The sequence below is a fragment of the Gordonia abscondita genome, from assembly GCF_032711245.1.
In the GTDB taxonomy this organism is placed as follows: domain Bacteria; phylum Actinomycetota; class Actinomycetes; order Mycobacteriales; family Mycobacteriaceae; genus Gordonia.
The window spans coordinates 1,027,050-1,042,967 of sequence record NZ_CP128986.1; the positions used below are offsets into that span (position 1 = coordinate 1,027,050).

At 64.0% G+C, this 15,918-nt stretch carries 12 protein-coding genes; 10 read left to right on the top strand and 2 right to left on the bottom strand.

Features of this window, described 5'->3' with window-relative positions; genetic code table 11:
• Positions 1-132: 132 nt before the first annotated feature.
• The 8 genes from MP11Mi_RS04840 (at position 133) to MP11Mi_RS04875 (ending at position 12,223) form a co-directional block, all read left to right on the top strand.
• A complete protein-coding gene (locus tag MP11Mi_RS04840; protein WP_420041168.1) occupies positions 133-1,995 on the top strand; it encodes a YhgE/Pip family protein in 1,863 nt (620 codons plus the stop codon).
• Positions 1,996-2,915: 920 nt separating this feature from the next.
• On the top strand, positions 2,916-3,326 hold the full coding sequence (locus MP11Mi_RS04845) for an alpha/beta fold hydrolase (RefSeq protein WP_420041169.1): 411 nt from the start codon (positions 2,916-2,918) through the stop codon (positions 3,324-3,326).
• 309 nt (positions 3,327-3,635) lie between these two features.
• Complete coding sequence (locus MP11Mi_RS04850) at positions 3,636-3,869, top strand: helix-turn-helix domain-containing protein (protein ID WP_420041170.1); 234 nt, start codon at positions 3,636-3,638, stop codon at positions 3,867-3,869.
• A 1,264-nt stretch (positions 3,870-5,133) separates the two neighbouring features.
• Positions 5,134-6,408 carry a hypothetical protein gene (locus MP11Mi_RS04855; protein ID WP_420041171.1) on the top strand — a complete coding sequence of 425 codons (1,275 nt, stop codon included), beginning with the start codon at positions 5,134-5,136 and terminating at the stop codon, positions 6,406-6,408.
• Between the two features lie 174 nt (positions 6,409-6,582).
• The gene (locus tag MP11Mi_RS04860) at positions 6,583-7,848 is read left to right on the top strand and encodes a uracil-xanthine permease family protein (protein WP_420041172.1); all 1,266 of its coding nucleotides are present in this window, start codon (positions 6,583-6,585) and stop codon (positions 7,846-7,848) included.
• A gap of 74 nt (positions 7,849-7,922) precedes the next feature.
• Positions 7,923-9,635: a dihydroxy-acid dehydratase gene (gene ilvD, locus MP11Mi_RS04865; protein ID WP_420041173.1), complete on the top strand. Its 1,713-nt coding sequence runs from the start codon at positions 7,923-7,925 to the stop codon at positions 9,633-9,635.
• 58 nt (positions 9,636-9,693) lie between these two features.
• Positions 9,694-11,175: a phospholipase D-like domain-containing protein gene (locus tag MP11Mi_RS04870; protein WP_420041174.1), complete on the top strand. Its 1,482-nt coding sequence runs from the start codon at positions 9,694-9,696 to the stop codon at positions 11,173-11,175.
• Positions 11,176-11,449: 274 nt separating this feature from the next.
• Entirely contained in the window at positions 11,450-12,223 is a 774-nt protein-coding gene (locus MP11Mi_RS04875; RefSeq protein WP_420041175.1) for a lytic transglycosylase domain-containing protein, read from the top strand.
• On the opposite strand, the gene MP11Mi_RS04880 is transcribed toward MP11Mi_RS04875, so the two are convergent.
• On the bottom strand, positions 12,217-12,378 hold the full coding sequence (locus MP11Mi_RS04880) for an ArsR family transcriptional regulator (RefSeq protein WP_420041176.1): 162 nt from the start codon (positions 12,376-12,378) through the stop codon (positions 12,217-12,219). The genes MP11Mi_RS04875 and MP11Mi_RS04880 overlap by 7 nt on opposite strands.
• A 61-nt stretch (positions 12,379-12,439) precedes the next feature.
• A complete protein-coding gene (locus MP11Mi_RS04885; protein WP_420041177.1) occupies positions 12,440-13,918 on the bottom strand; it encodes an MFS transporter in 1,479 nt (492 codons plus the stop codon).
• 157 nt (positions 13,919-14,075) lie between these two features.
• Between MP11Mi_RS04885 and MP11Mi_RS04890 the strand changes: the two genes are divergently transcribed.
• Positions 14,076-14,855: an alpha/beta fold hydrolase gene (locus MP11Mi_RS04890; protein ID WP_420041178.1), complete on the top strand. Its 780-nt coding sequence runs from the start codon at positions 14,076-14,078 to the stop codon at positions 14,853-14,855.
• Between the two features lie 59 nt (positions 14,856-14,914).
• Positions 14,915-15,910 (top strand): acrylyl-CoA reductase (NADPH), encoded by a 996-nt coding sequence (gene acuI, locus MP11Mi_RS04895; protein WP_420041179.1) that lies wholly within the window; start codon positions 14,915-14,917, stop codon positions 15,908-15,910.
• Positions 15,911-15,918 lie beyond the last annotated feature (8 nt).

Genomic DNA, 15,918 nt, shown 5'->3' on the forward strand with positions numbered 1-15,918 from the left:
GAGCGGATTCGGAGAAGTCGTGATTCACGAGAGTGCCGACAACACCTGTGCCCTGACCTGAACCGTTCGTTGTGAAGCTACCTCTGATGTGATCTTGCTCGGCCGAAATCGGGCGAAGAAGGGTGAGGACAAATGAGTCCCAACGCAAGCAACCGGACACGCGTACAACGCTCCCGAATAGCCCGTCTGCTGCTGGCGGTCCTTGTGGTCGTGCCACTCGCGTTCGCTGCGCTCTATATGTGGGTGGTCTGGGACCCCACGAAGACAGTCAAGGACATGCCTGTCGCGATCGTCAACGCCGACGTTCCTGCCGGCGAAGGAGACGACCAGGTCCACGCAGGTGCCGATGTGACGGCGAACCTCATCGATTCGGGTTCACTGGCTTTCGAGTCCGTCGACTCGTCAGCCGCATACGATGGGCTGCGCAGCGGGCACTTCTACTTCGTGATCGACATCCCGACAGACTTCAGCACCACGTTGTCGGAGATCGGCGACGCCACTGTGGCCCCCGCGCTGATGACGGTGACATACAACGACAACAACACACTCAAGGCGTCGAGCATCGGCGCCGCGGCGATGTCTAAGATCAACGCAGCGGTACTCAAGGGTGTGTCGAGTACCACGGTCGGGACGGTTGTCGACGGCGTCCAGTCGCTCGGGGACGGACTCCGTACAGCTGCGAACGGCTCAGGTCAGCTGCGCGATGGCACCTCCCAATTACGTGACGGAGCAAACGATCTCGCTGACGGTATTGTTGGACGTCTGGCCCCCGGCGTGACAGCAGCGGCCCGCGGAGCGGAGAAGGTCGATGACGGTGCGCAGCAGGTCTCCGACGGGCTGCGCCGCCTCCAGACTGGTACCGATGAGCTCGGTGCGGGAGCCACTCGTATGGCGGATGGCATAGATGATCTCGTCGGCACCGTCAATCTCCCGACTGTTGACCGCACCGTGGCGCAGCTACAGAAGGCCGCGCCCGGAGTAGACCTCAGCAAGCTCACGACACTCCTCGACGGCCTTAGCCAGTTGCAGAGCGGCAGCAGGCAGATCGCTACTGAACTCACGGATCCTTCGGCGGCCTACCGGTCAGGCGTCGACACACTCGTGGTCGGCAGTCGAACCCTCGCGTCGGGGACTGGTGAGCTCACCGACGGCATGCACAAACTTGAGGACGGCACCCGCCAAGTCAACGACGGCGTCGTGAAACTTCGTGACGGCGTACATAAGGTAGATGATGGCACCAAGCAGCTGGACGATGGACTCTCCGACGGTGCACGCCAGGCACCGAACTTCGGCGATGACCCCGAGCGCCAGTCGCTGGCCAGCCTGTTGAGCACCCCTGTGACCAGCGAGTCCAACAACTTGGCGATCGCTCAAAACTCCGGTCCTGGAGCTGCTCCCACGCTACTGATCTTCGCGTGCGGAATCGGCGTGATAGCGGTGTTCTTGTCGTTCCGCGGTCACCGATACCTGACTGGACACGACGATCCTCCGACGGTCGGAACGGTCTTGCGTCGTGCCGCTGCGGTCGGCGCGGTCTCACTCGCCGTGATGACAGTGGTGGGGGGCATCCTGTGGGCGTTCCTCGACCCGTCGCCGTCGCCAGGATCGCTCGGACAGGTCGTTGCCATAACAGCGGCCGCGACACTGATGAACGTGGCACTCGTCTCGATCCTGTTCACCGCGTTCGGATATGTGGCGGGGGCCGTGGCGTCACTGGCTGCCTTGATGTTGCAAATGTTTGCGTACGGCGGCATATGGATGGTCGAGACCTTGCCTACCCCCCTGCGCGCTCTTCATCCGGTCAGCCCGCTTACCTACGTGCGCGACGGACTCATCTCCGGGTTCAACGGAACACCCGGATTTGGTGCGTCAATCGCCACGATCACGATGATCGGCGCCATCGCGGCGGCCGTGAACCTGGCAGCAGTGAGGCTGGCTCGTCGACGATTCGAGGCAAAGTCGACTACGAAGGCAAAGGCGACCGTAGCCACGTGAGTCGAGGACATTCACGACTCGGGCGCGCACTCAGTGTGAACACTGACAACCGCGTGGTGATCAGGAGTGTGCTCGTCAGCCAGGACGCCTTAATTCACGACCCTTTCGGCACCATGCCCCTACTCCCCAAATAGTTCCAGAAACTCGCACCCAAGGCTTAGTGTCTGCCTGCCGGAGAATCGAACAATATACTCGTCAGCAAGAGCATTCCTCCAAACAATTGTTCCACGCATTCCTTTCATGGGACCTTTTATGGCCACGACTTCGGCTCCGACGCTATGGTGCACCAGTTACACCCGATCCAATCCATTCCGGCATGCTCGTCGCTGCGCTATAGTGCGACAACTCGGGGTGCGCCCGAGGCGGTGTCCCACTAAGGGGCGACGGTGACATAAGGCGATAACGTCTTCTCGTCGTTCACGCCACGGGCCCTCGTCGCGTTCCGGTCGTGTGGTGTCGACCCTAGTAGGGGTACTGAAGTCAGCGATGCCCAGCGTCCAACAGTTGCACCCGAGGAGTCTGATACTGGGGGGCGGGGGCGCAGCCGCCATTGATTGTCACGATGAGTTCCTGAGCATGCGAGACGTAAACATCCGCTCAGAAATCCTTCTAGTTCAACGCACCTCGCGCGCATGAATATTGAAATTCCTGAAACCACTCTACTCGCGCACTGCACGACCCTAGTGTTGTGCTTAGAGATTCTTTCACTCCTCACCAGCTCGCCACCCTGGGTGCCAACACTGAACGAATCAGGACTGCCCACCACGGTATATAAGGCACCATTCGCGTACAAACAAGAACTCGTGTCTCGGAAACGAGCGCATGTTAATATTATTCCTGGACATATGCTGCGCGTGATTCGCGCAGGCGTCTGCGGCGTATGCGCTGTGGCACGTCTTGCATGTCCAGTTAGGAGTGAAGTGACTGAATGGGTTCTGGTGCGCGGGCCGACTCGCGAGCAACGTCACTGGCATGACTTACCGATCATTCTGGCTGAATTGGGCGAACGCGTGACTTGCATTGATGCGCCCGGATTTGGGACTGAGCACACAAGACGCTCACCGTCGGCTATCCGGGAGATCACCGACGACATGCGCGATCGCCTTCCTTTCGCGCACGAGGATCGAGCGATCTTGGGTATTTCGCTCGGCGGAATGGTGGCCTTGGATTGGTGTTCGCGGTATCCATACGACTTCTCGCTGTGCGCTGTAGTCAACACACTTGCCCGCGGCGTGTTCCGCCCTAAGTACCTCACGCGCGGTGCCCTCACGGTGCTGGCTCTCAAGCGGTTCCGATCGCTCCGGGACACGAGCGGGCGGTCGCCCAACTGACAGTCGCCAGCGCGAGCGCAGACAGTGAAGAACTGGTGCGACAGTGGGTGAGTTTCCATCACGATGCGCCACCGACAGAAGCTAGCGTCCGAGCTCAAGCATTGGCTGGCCTAAGATTCCGTCTGCCTGAGACGCTGCCAACCCCCCTCACTGTTGTCGCCGCGCGCGGCGACCGTCTCGCCGACCACCGGATATCGCAGCACATCGCAAAACGCTACGAAGCGCAGATGTTTCTCCATCCGTGGGCTGGCCACGACCTCCAGGTCGACGACCCCGCGTGGCTCTGCAGCGTTCTACAGGCAGCAAAAGGTGGCAACCGTTAGACGCTCATACCGGGCACGGCACCGCCACGGGGATCCCCCGGGCGGCGAGCTCGCCGATTGGGAAAAGGTCTCGCGCCCGGCTATTGCCCGAATCGAACGCGGCACAAACAGCACGACCCTGGACCGCTTGTCGGCGATCGCAACAGTCTTGCGGGTACCGGCGGAGGGCCTGATCTCTGCCGCTGTTCATAGCGCCGCGAAGTACGACTCTTGGGCGTAGGACCAATCGAGTCGACACTCGGCGACTGTCCACGCCTGGCCACCCGCCACCGCGCGATTTCGTAGTTACGGCGTCACTACACGTCCAGTCGCTTCACCCAGAGAGTTGCAGGCCGCATGAGCGTCCAGCGCCCCCTCGCCTTACGAGCACGGTCCTGGGACCTGATCAGCACGGGATCGTCACACGGTGGGGCGTAGGCGACAACGAGGTTGTGGCCGAGGCGTCGTTCAGTCTCTTCGACAAGAACCGACAGATCTCTGTTCCTCTGCTTCTCACGGAACTTTTGCTTCCTGAATTTCTCCAGGTGGACATTGACACCGCGAACGATGGCGTGAATCGCCCCGACGTGTCCGGAGACTCTGATCTGCCCCGGGTTGCCCGAAGTCGATGTCTTGGTTTTCCGGCTTTGACGTCTCCTCGAACGAGTCGTACACATGCCGAAGAGGACTGGCCTCAGACTATTTCCGGGCCGACCCAACGACTCGCGCCGCGATTAGGGACTTCGGACCACAACGCCCCGATATGAGCCAATTCGACAAACAGGCAGCCGCAGCAAGGCCTTGAGAAACTTGAACCCCAATACCCCCGGAGATACGCAAAAGCGGGGTACGACATATAGCTCCCGGCCATAGGTCAAAATTGCCGCAGTGCGCAGCTTCCCGGGCCAGGTCGACCACAGCCAACCTCAGTCCACGCCCAAACCAGGCCCTGACCCAGCCGCCTCGAGAATGTGTTGCAGCAGCGGCACGGCTGGTCACACTCGGGCTACCAGCATAGATGCAGGTCAGTGCGATTTTACAAGCGAGTCCAGACTTTCAGCTCAACCCCAGTCCAGAATATTGATGTTCGCCCAGCTCGCCGATCCAGACTTGCAGTGCGCGCGGCACAGTGCGACAGGCGTTAGCTGAACGCCACATGTCACGCGACCGACGGCACGTGAAAACCTATGTGACGGTTCGTCTTTCGTGGATCGTCCGACGTGTCATGCATCTAGCCTGGCCATAGCTCCTGTGGCCAACCGGGGATCAGGCATAGTCGGGGGAAACAAGTCATGCAATCAGATGAAAAATTGGGGCGGCGCACAGCGGCACGGATCATCGCGTGCTGCCTCGTCGCAGTGATGGCCGTAGCGGGCGGCGTCATCGTCGACGGCCCTCCCGATTCGGAGAGCTTTTCAACCGGGCGAGTTGAACAAGCCGCCGATAGATCGGCCCAGACTTCCGCTCCCACGGTGGAGCCCCGAACATCGCGCGGATCTCGCACCGTGACAGACCGCAGCACTGCCAGCAGAGCCACGGCGCGCCCATCGACCGACAAGAAGTGCTTCGGCGCGGACGCCGCAACCCTGGGCGTCGTGTTCAAGGCTGTGTTCGACTCATTCACACCGTCGCTGCCCGAGAACTACCGGCCAGCCGCGCGCGCCGCCGGGAAACAGGTTTTGGCCGCCATGCACAGCATGACGATCTCCTCGCTGGCGATCTCGATGCATCCGGCCCAGCTCGGCGCATCGCCCGCCGCGCCGATGAACAAGTATCGGGACCCGCTGTCGCAGTGGATCGTGACCCAGTTGATGAACGTGAAGAACGGGGAGGCCGCCCAGCCGATCCGTGTAGACAATCTGACTCTGTCGCAGGCCGTCGAGACGGCCTGGCTGTACTTCTATGTGACCGCCGTAATCCCGTTGACGCTGCTGAAATCGACCATGCCGAGCATCTACTCGCTCGGCCCGGTGGGCGTGGGTACGCTGATCACCTTGCCGATCTCGGTGGGTACGGCCGGAATGAGTCTCCTGTACAAGGCGATAGGCAACGCGATCATCGACCAGTGCATCGCCCGCAGTTCCGACGAGGAGATAGCTAACGCGGGGAAGCCCGATCCGGACCTGCGTTTCACCGCCCAAGTGCCGACGATAATCCAAGAGACGGCCGACCAGGTGTCGATCGCCGAACCGGATACCTGCCCGGCGATCGCAGACCTCAGCATCGGCAGGATCGCGGAGCGTACCGCCGACTATCTGAAGGCGATTGCGCCGAACGACGCGACTCGGCGGCAAATCGCGCAGAAGTACCGCGAACTGAGACACTTCATGAAGACCACTCGGGTGCCTGCCGGATTGATTCCCGCGGATCCAGCCGACTTCAACGGCATCGAAGCCGTCCTGTCGATCGGCATGGGCCTCGTCCCCTACGCGGGAGGAGCACTGACCGACATACTGATTGGGCTCGGCCACAACATCGGGCAGGGCGACAACCTGGGCGCGACGGTGCCGCTAGCCGACCTGACCGTTACCAAGACGCTGACCGCCGCGTACTACTCCTACGCGTTGACCACGCAGTTCGTCTCCGTCCTCAACTCGCTGGCCGCCGATTCCCTCGCCACCACCCTGGGCGGAATCAACATCCTTCCGAACATCGGTGGCGTGATCGACGCACCCAACACCTACGGACTAGTCGTCTACCACAACGCTCTGCGGTCGCTGTGTCTCACCGAGGACTACCGCCCGAAAGCCGACTCGGCTACGCCCGTCGCCAAGTGGTGACCGCCAAGATCGAGCGGCGATGGTGATCGCTGTGCGGGGGCCCGAGCGGCCATGACGAGCTCTGGAATCTGTTCGGTTGGCTCACACCAAGTGCCGTCCCGGGTTGGCCATGTTCGCCCTGGCGCACGCGATATCCCTCCCGCACGGTGACGACCACCGGCTAATCTGCGACGCATGCTCTCGTGGAAGCAGGTGCCTGCCGACGCCGACGTCGTCGCGCCCGATGAACGCATGTCCTGGCCTAGAACGATCGGCATCGGCGCACAGCACGTAGTCGCGATGTTCGGAGCGACATTCCTCGTTCCCGTCCTCACCGGCTTCCCGCCGTCGACCACGCTGTTGTTCTCCGGCATCGGGACCGTCGTATTTCTGATCGTCACCGGAAACCGGTTGCCCAGCTATCTGGGTTCGAGCTTCGCGGTGATCGCCCCGGTCACCGCCGCGGTCGGCGCCCACGGCACTGGGAGTGCGCTGGGCGGGTTCATCGCCCTCGGTGCCGTGCTCACCGCGATCGGCGGTGTGGTCCACCTGATCGGCACACGCTGGATCGACGTCACTCTCCCTCCCGTGGTGACCGGCGCCATCGTCGCGTTGATCGGCTTCAACCTCGCTCCCGCGGCGAAGGACAATTTCGAGCAGGGTCCGGTCACCGGCCTCGTCACCTTGGTGCTTATGGTCGTCGTCCTGGCGTTGTTCCGCGGGCTAATCGGCCGGCTGGCGATCTTCCTGGCCGTGGTCGTCGGCTATCTCCTGGCCTTGGCGATGGGCGACGTGGACACGGCGGCCGTAGCCTCGGCCGCATGGGTCGGGCTCCCCGACTTCGCGGCACCGACCTTCCATCTCTCTGTTCTTCCGCTGTTCTTGCCCGCTGTGATCGCGTTGATCGCCGAGAACATCGGACATGTGAAATCCGTGTCGCAGATGACCGGCCGGGATCTCGACTCAGTCACCGGCCGCGCGCTGATGGGCGACGGGCTGGCGACGATGCTCGCCGGCGCGGGCGGGGGCACCGCGACGACGACGTACGCCGAGAACATCGGCGTCATGGCGGCGACCCGCGTCTACTCCACGGCAGCGTATTGGATCGCTGCCGGGGTCGCCGTCGTACTGTCGTTGTGCCCGAAGGTCGGCGCCGTCATCTCGGCGATTCCGCCTGGCGTGCTCGGCGGCGCGACGATCGTCCTGTACGGCCTCGTCGGAATCCTGGGCGTCCGGATCTGGCTGACCAGCCACGTCGACTTCTCCCTGCCGATCAACCAGATGACCGCTGCGATTCCGCTGATCATCGGCATCGCCGACTTCACCTGGCAGGTCGGCGATCTGACATTCACCGGCATCTCACTCGGGTCTATCGCCGCCCTGCTCGTCTACCACGGCATGCGGCTGTGCACCGCAGCGCGCGGTGTCGGCGGACGCCGCGAGAGGCCGTCAACAGAGTGACGTTCGAGCCGTCACACACACCACTCCGGCCGGGATTCCTCCGGCTCCGCCGTCAGCCTCCTACTGTGGACGACATGGGTACCGACGACACCACCACAGCCCCGGACATCAAACCGCGTAGCCGGGATGTCACCGACGGCCTCGAGCGCACCGCAGCACGCGGCATGCTTCGCGCGGTCGGGATGGGTGACGACGACTGGGTGAAGCCGCAGATCGGTGTCGGGTCGTCGTGGAATGAGATCACCCCGTGCAACCTCTCGCTGGAGCGGCTGGCGAAAGGCGTCAAGGAAGGCGTTCATCGAGCGGGCGGCTATCCACTCGAATTCGGCACCATCTCCGTCTCGGACGGCATATCGATGGGACATGAGGGGATGCACTTCTCGCTCGTATCCCGGGAGGTCATCGCCGACAGCGTTGAGACCGTGATGAGCGCGGAACGGCTCGACGGTTCGGTGCTGCTCGCCGGATGTGACAAGTCGCTGCCCGGCATGCTGATCGCCGCGGCGCGACTCGACCTGGCATCAGTGTTCCTCTACGCCGGATCGACTCTGCCCGGATACGCGAAGCTATCCGACGGTTCCGAGCGCCAAGTCACGATCATCGACGCCTTCGAGGCCGTCGGCGCCTGCTCACGCGGCCTGATGAGCCGCGACGACGTCGACACCATCGAACGGGCGATCTGTCCGGGCGAGGGCGCCTGCGGCGGGATGTACACCGCCAACACCATGGCCAGTGCCGCCGAAGCACTCGGGATGTCGCTGCCGGGAAGCGCGGCTCCGCCCGCGCCGGATCGTCGACGGGATCGGTTCGCACGCGAGTCCGGTGCAGCGGTGGTGGAGTTGCTGCGCCGCGGAATCACCGCACGCGACATCATGACCAAGGAGGCGTTCGAGAATGCGATCGCAGTGGTCATGGCGTTCGGCGGATCCACCAACGCAGTGCTGCACCTGTTGGCCATCGCGTACGAGGCAGACGTCCCCCTCACGCTCGACGACTTCTCCCGGATCGGTTCCCGGGTACCGCACCTGGCCGACGTGAAGCCGTTCGGTGCGCACGTGATGACCGACGTCGATCGGATCGGCGGCGTGCCCGTCGTAATGAAGGCGCTACTTGACGCCGGTCTGTTGCATGGCGACTGTCTTACCGTCACCGGTAGGACGGTCGCCGAGAACCTCGCCGACATCGACCCGCCAGACCCGGATGGCCTGGTGCTCCGCGCCCTCGATGCCCCGATCCATCCGACCGGTGGCATCACGATTCTGCACGGCACGCTCGCCCCCGAAGGCGCGGTCGTGAAGTCGGCAGGCTTCGACTCCGACGTGTTCGAGGGCACCGCGCGGGTGTTCGACCGCGAACGCGCCGCAATGGATGCGCTCGAAGACGGCACCATCACCGCAGGCGATGTGGTCGTCATCCGCTATGAGGGGCCGAAGGGCGGACCGGGGATGCGCGAAATGCTCGCCATCACTGGCGCCATCAAGGGTGCAGGCTTGGGCAAGGATGTTCTGCTCCTCACTGATGGTCGCTTCTCCGGCGGCACCACCGGCCTGTGCGTGGGGCATGTCGCCCCCGAGGCGGTCGACGGCGGACCCATCGCGATGGTCCGCGACGGTGACCGTATCCGGCTCGACGTCGGGTCGGGCACCCTCGACGTGCTGATCAACGACGACCAGATGGCCGAACGTGCACAGGGCTTTGAACCCCTCCCGCCCCGATACACGCGCGGCGTGCTCGCCAAATACGCGAAGCTAGTGAAGTCCGCTTCGTTGGGCGCGATCTGCGAGTGAGCGTGCGCCGCAGACCCACCGGTAGAACCGGTTACGTGAATAGCCCAGGCCGGTCACGATGACACCCGAGTCGATCCTCGTCCCGGGCAACACGTGCAGGCAGACGTCGAGGGCCGATCGACTGTCGGTGATCGTCGACGCGGCCGACTACTTCGCCCACGCGAAGTCAGCACTCATGCAGGCGCAGCACCGTGCGATCCTTGTCGGTTGGGACTTCGACACCCGAATCGAACTTGCCCCGGGAAACTCCGCGCCCGATGTCCCGGACGAACTCGGGGAGTTGTTCGGTTGGCTCACCAAGAACCGTCCCGAATTGGAGATATTCGTCCTGCGGTGGAGCCTCGGAGCGCTGACTGGCATCGCACGCGGCATGCTGCCGCCGGTTGTCCAAGACCTCGTGTCCGGCCGCCGGATCCACTACCGCGTGGACGCCGCCCATCCCATCTCCGCAGCGCACCACCAGAAGATCGCAGTGATCGACGACAAAATCGCCTTCTGTGGAGGCATCGACATGACGGTCGGACGGTGGGACACCTCCGACCACGCGACGTCGAACGAATATCGCGTGACGCCGACCGGCGCCCCGTACGGACCTTGGCACGATGTGACGCTCGCTCTCGACGGCGAAGCCGCGCAGGCGATCGCCCACGTCGCCTACGACCGTTGGGAGGCCGCGACCGGAAGTCGGCTGGCCCCGATCAGCCCCGACCCGGCACCGATCTGGCCTGATGAGCTCGAACCGATGTTCACCGGTGCCACCGTGGGCGTATCCCGCACCCTGCCCGCGTACAACGACCGCGAAGGGGTCGACGAGATCCGCCGCCTTTACCTCGCGGCGATCGCCGCAGTCCGCGACGCCCTATACATCGAGAGTCAGTACCTGGCGTCCCGCGCGATCGCCGACGCCCTGATCAGCCGACTCACCGAACCCACCGGCCCCGAGATCATCGTCGTCATGCCCCGCCACGCCGACGGCGACATCGAGCGTCGCTCGATGGACGGCGCCCGCTACCGACTCCTGCGGCTGATCTGGGACGCCGACATCCACGACCGGTTCCGCATCTTCTACCCCGTCACCGCCGACGACGAGCCGATCTACGTGCACGCCAAAGTGTTGATCGCCGACGATCGGGTCCTGCGTGTCGGATCGTCCAACCTGAACAACCGGTCGCTCGGCTTCGACAGTGAATGCGACGTGACGATCGACGCGGTAGACAACGACGGCCAATCGGCTTCCGTCCGCTCGACGATCTCGGCGGTGCGGACCCGGTTGATCGCCGAGCACCTCAATGTGGACGCCGCCGAGTTCGATGCGACGGTCGCCGAACAGGGATCGCTGGTCGGGGCGATCGACCGACATCGCGGGAGCGGGCGCACTCTCAAGCCATTCACTCGGGTGAACACGGCGGGCGAGGACTCACCGCTCGCTGACGTCGATTTCGTCGACCCCGAGAACGTGGATGCAATCCGCTTCGACCGCCTGTACCGTGCCATTATTCGTCGCACTGTGCGCGGCGTCCGGTCGGTATTGCCGTTCTGACGGTGATCGCACGTGCACGCCCTGCCGATCTCGGCCGCACGACCCTCCGTGGCAAGGCTCACAACCGGGTTTCGATCGCACCAGTGACCTGCACAGCCCCAGTTTCAGTAACGACGAGATCACCGTATTGATAACGGCCAGGTAACGACGCGCGGCGGATTTCCGGTACGTTCGTCGTCAGTCCTCGAGAGCCGCAGGTCCCCAAGACATGCCCCCTGTCCGCCTCGGCGCGCCTTCGAGGAAACCCATCCCCTCCCAAAATGTAGGTCTTTTCATGTCGCCGAATCGAAAACAGACACGCAACGCCGTGCTTGTCGCCGCCGGTCTCATCCCGATGGTCGGCTCGCTCATGGGTGCATCATCGTCCGCTGTCGACCACTACGCCGGTCCCACCCCGACAAACGTCGCCAATGTCTCCCCCGCTCCACAACCGATCATCAAGCATGTCGCGCAGAAGTCGACGAACGAGCCGTCGACGCCGAAACCCGCACCACAGAAACCCATCGTCGACAAGGCACCGGCAGTCCCGAAGTCCGTAACCTCTGGCGCGGTTCCGAAGGTCAACTTCGCCGCCTATCACGCCGCGGAGGAGTCGATGGGGAAGACGGATCGTCGATGCCACATCGATTGGAAGTTGATCGCAGGCATCGGCCGCGTCGAATCCCATCACGCGAACCTCGGTGACACCGACAAGCACGGCCGTCTACGGAAGCCCATCTACGGCCCAACGCTCGACGGATCGCTGGCGGGCAACCGCGTCGTCAACGACACCGACGGCGGCCGCCTCGACGGCGACGCCACCTACGACCGCGCCGTCGGCCCGATGCAGTTCCTCCCGGAGACGTGGGAGCACTACGCCGCCGACGGCAACGGGGACGGCAAGAGCGACCCACAGAACGTCTACGACGCCGCACTCACCACCGCCCACTACTTGTGCGACGACGGACTCGACCTGAGCAAGGTCGCCGATCAGACGACAGCCGTTCTGCGCTACAACAACTCGATGGAGTACGTGAGCGACGTGCTGGGGTTCGCGCGGAGCTACTGACGCCCTACTTGCTGTCGATCCGGCCCCTTCTTGTCTGCTTGAACGATCTGATCCAGCAGTCCGGGGAACACCTTCTCGAGGTCGTCGCGCCGCAGCCTAGTCATCCGACCGTTCCCGACGTCGCGCTGCCAGATGAGTCCAGCAGTGCGAAGCACCTTGAAATGATGGGTGCGCGTGGACTGGGCCCACGGCAGACCGAACGCGCTGCAGAATTGTTCAGTCCCGTCCGACTGCGCCGCGAGTTGCGCTATCACGCTTCGCCGGTTCGCGTCCGACAGAGCGTGCAGGACCGCCGACAGATTGAACTCGTCGAGATCGGGATGTCCGTCCTGATCGGCCACCGTCACCACGCTCCTCTCCGGTCGACATACACGTTCCGTGCGACCTACGACGATCATAGTCACTGCCCGACTGCCCTCGTGGCGCACGCTCGCGAACGAGGACGAATACGGCGGTGGTGGCGATTAGCAGCCCGATCACCGCCAGGACAACGATTCCGAACGCGCCGCGGTAGGCATCGGCGTGACCAGGCTGCCCGGCCGCGGTGTCGTCGGCGGCGGCACCGGTGAGCCGTCTTCCGATGAGCGTCGACAACAAGTAGGCGTATCCGGCGACGAAGACCGCTTCACTGCCGATCCGGAAGAAGTTGAGCACCCCGGCCGCGGTGCCGGCCCTCTCGGCCGGGACCACCGCGAGGGCGTGACCGTCGACGAGACCGATCGGCAACCCGAAGCCGAAGCCGAGCAGAATCATCGGCACCACCACCCACACGATGGAGCGGCTCTCGGACAGCAACAAGATGCCGACATTGCCGAGGATTAGCGCGAGCAGACTCACGTACACGACCGATCCCACGGTGACCACACGCACCGTTCGGACAAGCCGATCAACCAGACTCGGGGCGACCAGCACAGGGGCCGTCATCGCGAGCATCGCCAGTCCCGCGGTACCCGGTGACATCGACTTGATTCCGCTCAACGCGGACGGCAAGTAGGTGAGCAGCGTGACGAAGCCGATGGCTCCGGCCACCGGCACCAGGCACATCGCCAGGAACTCCCGATTACGAAGCAACGAGAGATCGAGGACCGGGCCTCGTTCGCGACCACTCGCGGCCACCCCTGGAAGCACGCGAGATCCGAGCGCCGCACCCGCGAGAACGATGCCCTGGACAGCAAAGACCCCTCGCCAGCCGATGCCGGCCACCAACAGGCCCGCGATCGTCGGGCCGAGCGCGAGGCCCAAACCGTTGATCGTGCCGAACAACGCGAAGGCCCTCGTCCGCGCGGCTGAGTCGTACGCGTTCGAGAGCATCGAACTGGCACCGGTCAGCACGGCCGCCGCGCCGAGTCCAGCAACGGCACGTGCGATGTCGAGCACCAGGAGCGACGGCGCGCAGACGCTGACTATCGTGCTCGCGGCGAACACCGCCGCACCTCCGGCGAAGGTCGCGCGGTAGCCGATCCGGTCGCTGAGCACTCCCCACCCGAGTACCCCTACCGCGAAGACCACATTGAACCCGTTGACCACCCATTGCAGGGCTGCCGGCTGAGCTCCGAGGTCATCGGAGATCTTCGGCAGAGCGATCGCCGTACCCGCGATCGACATCGGGGTGACGAATTGAGCTATCAAGACGATGGGCAGCGTCCACCGGTTCGGCGCGTTCGTCGCCGGCGCGTCCTGCGAGTTAACAGTCATGGAAGTCCAAACTTGTTCGTAGGTACTATCTCTATAGTAGGTAGTACAAATATCAGAGTTCGGCAACTCGACAGACCACCGCGCCCCGTTTCGACGACCTCCGCCGCCTAGACTCGACAGCAGAGCGTGCACGTCGAGCGACCGAGGTGAGATCAGCGTGATCCAATACAGCCAGACAACGGTCACCGCTGATCACATTCGCCTCGCCGTCCAACTCCGCGGACACGGACCCACACTTCTTCTCCTGCCTGGGCAGGCGAACAATCACCGCTGGTGGAATCGGACGCGCAACGATTTCGCGACCAAGTTCACGACGGTCACCTTCGACTATCGCGGGACCGGCGACAGCCAGGAGTCTGACGTCTACAACACCCCACTGTTCGCCGAAGACGCGCTGGCGGTGATGGATTCACTGGCGATCGAGAGTTTTCACGTCTACGGGGCATCGATGGGCGGCCGCACCGCACAGTGGGTCGCAATCCTCGCGCCCCACCGCGTGAAGCGTCTCGTTCTCGGCTGTACGACCGCGGGAGGCGAGCACGCCGTCGAGCGCAGCCCCGAAGTCCGTAGACTCCTCGCCGGCCCTGACCGCGACGCCGCCCTCGAAGACATGATGTACACGCCGACCTGGCGCACCGCGCATCCTGGACCGTACGCGACCCTCGGTGACGACAAGATGACTCCGAAGGCTCGCCACGGCCATCTTGCGGCGAGCAACGCCCACGACGCGTGGACGCGACTCCCCGAAATCGCCGCGCCGACCCTGATCGTGCACGGCTCCGACGATCGGTTCGCACCGGCGGTGAACGCGCAGATCCTCGCGGACCGGATCACCGATTCACGCGTCCACATCTTCGACGGCGCACGCCACGGGTACTTCGACGAATGCCGTGACGAGGCGAGCCCGATGGTGGTGGACTTCTTGGCGGCAGGCTGAGTCCGTGCCGATCGCACTGCCGACTCTCGAACCGCTGTCCCGACCGACGAAAGGCATCCATGAACTCCTCGTTCCGCGCACTCCTCATCGACCGCGACGACGACAAGAAGCAGTCCGCGCAGATCGCCGAGGTCGCGCCCGATCAGCTCCCCGAAGGCGACGTGACTGTTCGGGTCGCGGCGTCGACGCTGAACTATAAGGACGCGCTGGCGATCACCGGCGCGAGCCCCGTCGTCCGGCAGTTCCCGATGGTTCCTGGCATCGACTTCGCAGGAATTGTCGAGGAATCGTCGAACCCGAACTTCGCGGCGGGCGACCGCGTCGTCCTCAACGGGTGGGGTGTCGGCGAGAAGCACTGGGGCGGCCTCGCCGAGTACGCGCGTGTCAACGGCGACTGGCTGGTCCCGTTGGAGTCCGCCTTCACGTTCGCGCAGGCGATGAGCATCGGCACCGCCGGATACACAGCGATGCTGTGCGTGATGGCGCTCGAACGCAACGGTGTCAGTCCTGAGTCGGGTGAGATCCTGGTGACCGGCGCAGCCGGCGGCGTCGGCAGCATCGCAGTCGCGATCCTTCACAAGCTCGGCTACCAGGTCGCCGCCGTCACAGGTCGGCCAGAAGAAGCCGACTACCTCACCGAGCTCGGTGCGACGCGCATTCTCCCGCGTGCCGACTTCACCGAACCCGGCCGACCGCTCGCCAAGGAACAGTGGGCGGGCGCCATCGACGTCGTCGGCGGTCAGGTGCTCGCCAACGTCTGCGCAGGCACCAAATACCGTGGTGCCGTCGCCGCGTGCGGCCTCGCCGGCGGAATGGACTTTCCGGCCACCGTCGCACCGTTCATCCTGCGCGGCGTGACCCTCGTGGGAGTCGACAGCGTCATGTGCCCAGTCGGGGAACGACGCGAAGCCTGGCGGCGACTCGCCGACGACCTCGACCCAACAGTCCTGCAACCGGTGACGACGGCCGCCACCCTCGACGACTGCGCACGCCTGGCCGACGACCTCCTCGCCGGAAAGGTCCGCGGGCGGATCGTCGTCCCGATCGGGGAGTGACCCCTGGC

What these genes read in the sequence shown, in the direction of transcription:
- MP11Mi_RS04840 (WP_420041168.1), top strand. Translation starts at nt 133, where the DNA reads ATGAGTCCCAACGCAAGCAACCGGACACGCGTACAACGCTCCCGAATA.
- MP11Mi_RS04860 (WP_420041172.1), top strand. Translation starts at nt 6,583, where the DNA reads ATGCTCTCGTGGAAGCAGGTGCCTGCCGACGCCGACGTCGTCGCGCCC.
- ilvD (WP_420041173.1), top strand. Translation starts at nt 7,923, where the DNA reads ATGGGTACCGACGACACCACCACAGCCCCGGACATCAAACCGCGTAGC.
- MP11Mi_RS04870 (WP_420041174.1), top strand. Translation starts at nt 9,694, where the DNA reads ATGACACCCGAGTCGATCCTCGTCCCGGGCAACACGTGCAGGCAGACG.
- MP11Mi_RS04875 (WP_420041175.1), top strand. Translation starts at nt 11,450, where the DNA reads ATGTCGCCGAATCGAAAACAGACACGCAACGCCGTGCTTGTCGCCGCC.
- MP11Mi_RS04885 (WP_420041177.1), bottom strand. Translation starts at nt 13,918, where the DNA reads ATGACTGTTAACTCGCAGGACGCGCCGGCGACGAACGCGCCGAACCGG.
- acuI (WP_420041179.1), top strand. Translation starts at nt 14,915, where the DNA reads ATGAACTCCTCGTTCCGCGCACTCCTCATCGACCGCGACGACGACAAG.